This window comes from Shewanella sp. 0m-8 (assembly GCF_052977265.1).
In genome coordinates, this window is sequence record NZ_JBRIMB010000084.1 from 1 (window position 1) to 7,396 (window position 7,396).

Sequence of the window (7,396 nt, forward strand, 5' to 3'; positions counted from 1 at the left end):
GACTATTTCTAATCTCAAGCGTTAGTCTAGTTGGCCTGCTGTGCCGTGTCAGTGGATGCGCATTATAGGGATATCTCAGAGCTGCGCAAGCGCTTTTTTAATAAAAAATGATGTTTTTTCAAAAAGCTATCTTAAGCACACAATACTCACCAACTACCCCCAGACTTATCCACAAAATCGCAGTTTTAGATTACTATTTGCGCACCGGGATAATGAGTCTAGTACAGTATTTTTGAGTTGCACTAAGTATTTTCAACTAATTTCATATTTAAACCATTTAATCCTGCTTCACTTTACGTATTTAGGCCGCCATAAGGTTATAAAGCCACACTTCATACCGATGACTATACAATGACATGTGTTAACTACAGCCTCCTTTGTTCGGTAGAACACTTGCTCGCTGAATCGTAAAACCAGCTCACTATAAAAAGTGCTGCTATATGTAGAAGGGAGATAAACTGACTTGTCAGCTAGATTAATCACGCAGCTACATAACATTAAACTGAAACCCAGACGCTTTTCCACATCCAAGTTAAAAAGCAAACCGACGTAGCACCATTTATCTCCTATCAAACACCCCCTAATTACTGCGGGTGATTACAGACTCCATTCAGCTTACCTTAAGACTTTAACCGTTAATCTAGTATTGAAAGGTAAATTTATAGATTTAGAGTGATCCCTATAGCATTGCCGAGATAGTTCACTTCACCCACTAGTTAAGACATGTTTGAATAAATAAAATCATTTATTCTTGCTCGGAGTATTATCATGCACAATAACGTCAAAGCATTGCTTGCAACCACTATGCTGTTTTTTAGTAGCCAAAGTATGGCCAGTGGCGGTTGCGCATTCGATGACAAACAAGCAGGCTTTATGGCCACTTGCAGTGAGGAGAAACAAGAAGTGATTTTAACTGGAACTGTAGAAGCACAGAAAATGGTTACCGAGCTTGCAGACTTTAAAGAGGGTTATGCAGACTATAAAGTTGATAGCACTGCTATCGCCCCATTAAAGGACATTAGCACTGCGACTGAAATAACCGTGATTATCGGTACATGGTGTCCAGATTGTCACCGTGAAACACCGCGCTTTATCCGTATTATGGAAGAGCTCAATAATCCAAATATCAAAGTGACTTATATAGGTGTCGATAGAGCCAAACAAGATCCAGAAGGCTTAGCCGCTAAATATGAGTTCACCCGTATACCGACTATTATTGTTGAGCAAGACAACAAAGAGGTGGGTCGGATTGTTGAAAGACCTGAAGTATCGCTAGAAGTTGATTTAGCTAACATCTTAAAGTAGTCAGCTTATATAGAAAGAAAAGGCACTCATTGAGTGCCTTTTTTATTATCGTCTATATAAGTGACATAAGTGACGACTTAGAAGCTTTGACTAAATGATACCCAGTAGCTACGACCCATGATGTCATATAGGTCTGTACTATAAGTACCATTTTGCTCAAATGCCGGCTTTTCATCAGTTAGGTTATTTACACCTACGCTAACAGAGTTATTCCACGGCATCATATATGTGTAGGTGATAGTCTGATAAACCACAGAGTTTATCTCATATTTTGAGTCATCATCATTAAGGTCATCTGTTGACTGGCCATCAATGTAATCAGCTTTATAGAACAAGCTATGATCATCGGCAAATAGATAATTGGCACTAAAACTTACGCGATCATCCGGAGTTTCCGATGTTCCCGCCCAGTTACGAGAAACAACTAGTTCACCATCACTTGGAGAGCTATCGGTATATTTAATATAGTGAGACCAAGCTAGACCAAGTTTAAACTCACCCACTTCAGTTTCAAATGATGCTGCAATATTAGTATCAACACCTTCACGCTCTGCTTTACCAAAGTTCTGCAGTACATTATCCATCGCAGTCAGTTTGCCCGAACCGTTCTGAGAAATGCTTGTACCTGGGTATAAAAGTGAAATGTCTGGACGTGCAACACCTTGCTGATCAGCCGCCTCCCAGAGCTTCGCTTGCTGATACACCAACTCGCTATTATTTAATTGACCAATTAAGTCCTCTGTCTCAAGAACCCAGTAATCAACGGTCATGTTAATATTATCGGTAATATCCCAAACCATGCCTAAATTATAACTTTCTGACTTTTCAGGGCCTAAGTTTTCATTCTTATCAACTGAAACTGGAATGCTATTCTCAATATCACAATTACCGACTACGCCTGTTTGCTCATAGCACTGTAGATAGTTAGTTACGTCATTCCAACCTTCACTAGGCGTTTGGTTTAACTGTGCAAGGCTTGGTGCTTTAAAGCCCGTACCCCATGACGCACGAAGTAGTAATGGTTCAAACAAGTTATATCGAATAGAAACTTGTGGATTAAACGTATCACCAAAATCTGAGTAATCATCATATCGAGCAGCTAAGTTCAACTCTAGGTTGTCTAAGACCGGAAGCGTCATTTCTGCGAATACTGCAGTAATATCACGCTCACCTTCACCACCAGAGCCGCCACTTGCACCTTTAATCAAACCAGCTTCTGATAAAGCATCTACTTTAGAGTCGAGCGTCTCTTCACGATATGAAGCACCGACATACATAGCTGCAGTACCAGCATCAAGTTCGAACAAATCAAATCCAGCTCCACCGCCTAGCTCTGCATAAGAAGCAGTCTGGCGCATATCGAAGTTTGCCATGCCACCACTTGGTACTGCTGAATTAGGATCACGAGGATCCCAACCGACAAATGAATTTGTCGCATCATCCCATGAACCAACAAGATCCGTTGATGCACCTTTTAACTCGTAACCCGTACCCCATACGAAGTTGTCGTAGCGGTTATACGTTGCAGAGAAATCCCAATCAACATACTCAGTGCTTCCTTCAAGACCAAGTAAGATGTCATACATGTTGTCATGGTTTTCACGAATACGATTACCGGCTGTATCATAACGATATAACATGCCCGCACCTTCTGGAGTGGCAACAAGATCTAAGCCTTCTGCAGTCGTATACGCTGGCATTGCATCAGGGAAAGAAATGTATCCAGGTACCGGAGCTGATTGATCAATTGTTTTGTTTGCAGCCCAATAAGCACGAGCCGTAAGCTTAATATCATCAGTAATATCGTAGGTATAGTTAACCAATGTATTGGTTCTTTCACGGTCGACATCAAGTGCCGCTGCGTTAGTGTAGTCATATGCACAAAGCGTATCACCAGGGTATGCACTGTCAGACACTGGACCGATGAAGTCATCACCATATACTTCAGAACAACTCAAATCGGCATTAGAGAACGGAGCTTGATATGCCCAACCACCATTTGAACCCATATCAATTGTTCGACCAGTAGGGCTAACATTCACCCAGCTTTGGAAGTCTGTTGGGTCTTCACCATCTCTCACGTGTGCAGCGGTATACGGACGCTGACTGTATAGAATCTTATCTTTCTTATAATGTTCCATGGTAAAAACTAAATTACCATTTTCAGAAGTCAGACCACCAGTGAACGAGAAAGAGTGGTTATCGCCACCTTCAGCTTCTGCTTGCTCAGCACGGGCTTTAAATTCGATACCTTCGAAGCTTTTCTTCAAGATAACGTTTACAACACCCGCGACTGCATCTGTACCATAAATAGCAGATGCGCCATCAGATAGAATCTCAATACGCTCAATAGCTGAGGTTGGGATGGTATTGATGTTTGCCGCTGCGCCACCAAGAACTGGTGATTTAGCCATACGCTGACCATCTAGCAAAACCAAGGTATCACTAGCACTCGCGCCTTTAAGTTGAATAGTAGCTTGAGAAGACCAGCTGTTGTTTGCTGTACCGCCATAAGAGCCAAATGAGTTCAAAGTCGATGCTCGCAGTGCGTCACCTACAGTAGAGAAACCAGCTACAGCCATATCTTCTGCCGTAATTGTCGTCACTGGTGTAGCGCCTTCCATATCAACACGCTTAAGGCGAGAGCCCGTAACTTCAATGCGCTCTACACTATCATCTTCATTTTCAACTGCATATGCTGGTGTAGATAATGCTACAACCCCACCACAAGCCAAGCTTATAAGCTTAGCGACTTTATTAAATTTCATCTTTCATCTCCCAAGAATGTAATTTTTATTAGTGCTATTGCTTAAGGGGGCATATTCAAAACCAAACAAGCCACAACAACAAAACAAAGCGATAACATAATTATCACATACTGTATTTTGTATGCAATATATTATTTTCATGGTTAATTCAGGTTATTCTCATAAACAGACTATTTATTCAAAAAGCCGATATTTGCGTTTGTTTCCATACAATTTCACCGACAACAAGACTGAACCTAAGCAACTAAAAAATAGGTTTATTTTCGTATAAAATATACAGCCAAATAGGGGTGAGCTGGGATCACGCAACAACATAGAACCACTAAAAATGCAGAATAAATAAAAAGTATTTATTCACATTCTAAGTGTTAAACATTGCTATTTATGCTTCAGGAGGAGATATTTCTCTAAATAAAAAAGGCCGCATGAGCGGCCTTTTTCTACGAGATTATATTTAGAATTCGTAACGAGCAACAACCGAGAAGAAGCGCTCTTCTTGGCGGTCTGTCGTCATGCCATAATCAGGGTTTAACTCTAACCCTGATGGCGTATCGGCATAACGTGCTCTTTCTTCGTTGATATTCGTTGCTGAATCAGAGTCCAGTACGTTATAAACAGTCCCTTTAATAGTAAAGTCACCTTCGAAAATTTCTGTCATATAAGTTAACGAAAGATCGATATTTGTCACCCAAGGAAGGTTACCTGCGCTGCCACGTGGGGCAGGATTACCGTTTTCATCGTAGTGAGACGCTTGGTCATAGTAACGACTAATACAATCATCCCATGGATTCCCAGCCGCACAACTATCAACACCTTCTGGATGCTGTGAGAAGTAACTCTGTGGGCGACCAGAGGTCACTCGAGTAACAAAGCCAAATATCAAGTCTTCAGTAATGTCATAAGCACCACTTAACTTAAATGAATGTGTATGATCGTTTGGCAAATCACCATTAGAGTGATCCATTAAATCACCATAGTCATACGATGTTGTCCAACCAGGATCCGCTTGATTGTTATCCGTTTTAACTAGGCCCTCTGTATTACCGTAACTATGAGACCAAGTGTAAGAAGAGTTAATACGTAAATCATCAGTAACAGAACCATCTAGAGTGAACTCTAAAGCAACATATTTACGCTCAGCTTCTGGTAATGCCATTTCTTCGGCAGTAAGGTTTACGTTATCAACTTGACCATCACCATCAAAGTCATAAGAAAGGCTTACATCTTCACCAGGATTAAGTAGTACGTAATAAGAGCTCTGACCAACATTATCGGTAATACCTAGCTCAGCCAACTTCTTTGCTAAAACAGGTCCTACATCTGTATCTTCAACACTACGACCCAAATCACGGTATATACCACGAACACCAGCGGTCATAGTTTCAAATACTTCTTGCTGATAACCTAAAGTAAATTCATCGGAGTACATAGATTTAAGCGATGAAGACGCTATTAGACCAGGCTCTGTGATGCCTTTTTGGCGGTACCACCGGTCACGCAGCATTGCACCACGACTTGGTGAACCGTCCGCTGTAATAACAGGGTGCCCATCAGCATCGACCTGATCGAGCTCAGAGTATTCAAACCACTCTATAGAAGAGGAACCTTGAGTGATGTTCATGTTTGCAGAAACAGGTTGGAAATAACGGCCATAAGTCGCAAACACTTTAGCTTCACCGTCACCAAATACATCATAAATAGCTTGTACACGTGGTGCGAACTGATCTTCCATCTTTACATAAGCACGCCCATCTGAAACCGTGTTTTCGAACTCGCTATATCGTAAACCTAGGTTTAATACTAAGTTATCTGTTGCCTGCCAAGAATCATTAATATAAAAAGCTGTAGAGGTGACTTCAGAATCGGTAAAGCGCTCACGAACACGGCGTTCAATATAATCCTCACCAGCAATTTGCCCTGAAACGCTGTCGTCTCCTGCAGTGTAGATTGACCACCAACCTTGTGCATCACCAATACCATTCTGAGAAGATGAGTAATCAACCTCCACTTTCGTGTAATCAACACCAAACTGAATTGAGTGATCTTCTAAATCCCAGCTGAAATCAATACGCGCTTGATCACGGGTGTAATGCTCTTCAGAAACTGATGAATTCGTGTGCTGGCTTAACGTGACAGACCCATTTCGATCATCCCAAACACCTGGGTTAGTTGATGCTACGACATTCTCAACATCTTCTTGTACACGACCTACAACCGCGGAGACAGAGAATGTGTCAGATAAATAGCCGTTATAATTTAAGCTATAAACTTTACCACCATCTTCACCAGGTGCATCGACACCTTGCTTTTCGCCAACAACATTGGTTTCCCAATCGTAAGCATAGACTTTATTAGTCCATGTACGCTTGTTATTCATTGCCGAAAAACCAATTGAATGGTCATCTGTCATATACCAATCTAACTTGGCAAACCAACGGTCTTCTTCACGATCTTTGCTCGTTTTTGTCGTTTGACCTGCCCACTCAGATTCTTCTCTTCTTGGTGCAAATAGGCCGTAAAAGAATAATGAATCTTCAATAATTGCACCACTTGCCCAAAGCTGCAGCTCTTTAAAGTCATAGCTCTCTTGCTGAGTATTAGTATCTATCTCACCGCTTGATTGGTAGATATTGTCTTGTGAAGAACGTAATGATGATGGGTCCCAGCGCGCCTCAGCACCAAACTTAAATTCGTTTTCACCTGATTTTGAAACCGCATTAACAATACCGCCTAATGCGCCACCATACTCAGGGCTTACACCACCGGTTTGAACTTGAGTTTGCGAAATAGCTTCCCAAGGAAGACGAATAGAGCCCATCCCAGTACGAATACTTGTTACATTAAGGCCATTAAAGTAATAACCATTTTCGGCAGCCGATGAACCACCAAAACTTGATGCACCATTAAAGTTAGAACCGCCAGGTGCGGCAGTACCCGGTGCTAGTAACGCGATGCTTTCAAAGCCACTATTTACAGGCATTGATTGCAGCTCATCTTGAGTAAAGGTTAAGCCTGATGTTGAATCGGACATATCAACGCGACGGATCATGCTACCTGATACTGCAATACGCTCTACGTTATCAGCACCTGCAGAGTATAGCTTTCCGTCTAGAATCACAGGTTGTCCAAGGTTCACCTGAATGCCATTCTCTTGATTCTGCTCGTAGCCATCTTTAGTAATCGTAATATCGTAGTCACCTACAGGCACATTACGTAAAAGGTAATCACCTTTTTCATTGGTTTCAACGGCCTTGTTTCCTAAATCGAATGAACCTTTTGCCGTTAGCGTGATCTGATCTCCCAAGATGGCAACATGGATGCAG

General features: G+C 41.7%; 3 protein-coding genes. 1 reads left to right on the forward strand and 2 read right to left on the reverse strand.

What is annotated here, in order from left to right; all coding sequences use genetic code 11:
• Positions 1 to 768 precede the first annotated feature (768 nt).
• Positions 769 to 1,305: a thioredoxin family protein gene (locus ACVBIO_RS21140; protein ID WP_447162631.1), complete on the forward strand. Its 537-nt coding sequence runs from the start codon at positions 769 to 771 to the stop codon at positions 1,303 to 1,305.
• Positions 1,306 to 1,382: 77 nt separating this feature from the next.
• Here ACVBIO_RS21140 and ACVBIO_RS21145 read toward each other — a convergent pair whose 3' ends face one another.
• Positions 1,383 to 4,073, reverse strand: a complete 2,691-nt coding sequence (locus tag ACVBIO_RS21145; RefSeq protein ID WP_447173387.1) for a TonB-dependent receptor domain-containing protein — start codon at positions 4,071 to 4,073, stop codon at positions 1,383 to 1,385.
• A 454-nt stretch (positions 4,074 to 4,527) separates the two neighbouring features.
• On the reverse strand, positions 4,528 to 7,392 hold the full coding sequence (locus ACVBIO_RS21150; RefSeq protein WP_447173388.1) for a TonB-dependent receptor: 2,865 nt from the start codon (positions 7,390 to 7,392) through the stop codon (positions 4,528 to 4,530).
• Positions 7,393 to 7,396: the final 4 nt, after the last annotated feature.

Excerpts from the sequence above, each read along its gene's own strand:
- ACVBIO_RS21145 (WP_447173387.1), bottom strand. The coding sequence starts at position 4,073 with ATGAAATTTAATAAAGTCGCTAAGCTTATAAGCTTGGCTTGTGGTGGG.
- ACVBIO_RS21140 (WP_447162631.1), top strand. The coding sequence starts at position 769 with ATGCACAATAACGTCAAAGCATTGCTTGCAACCACTATGCTGTTTTTT.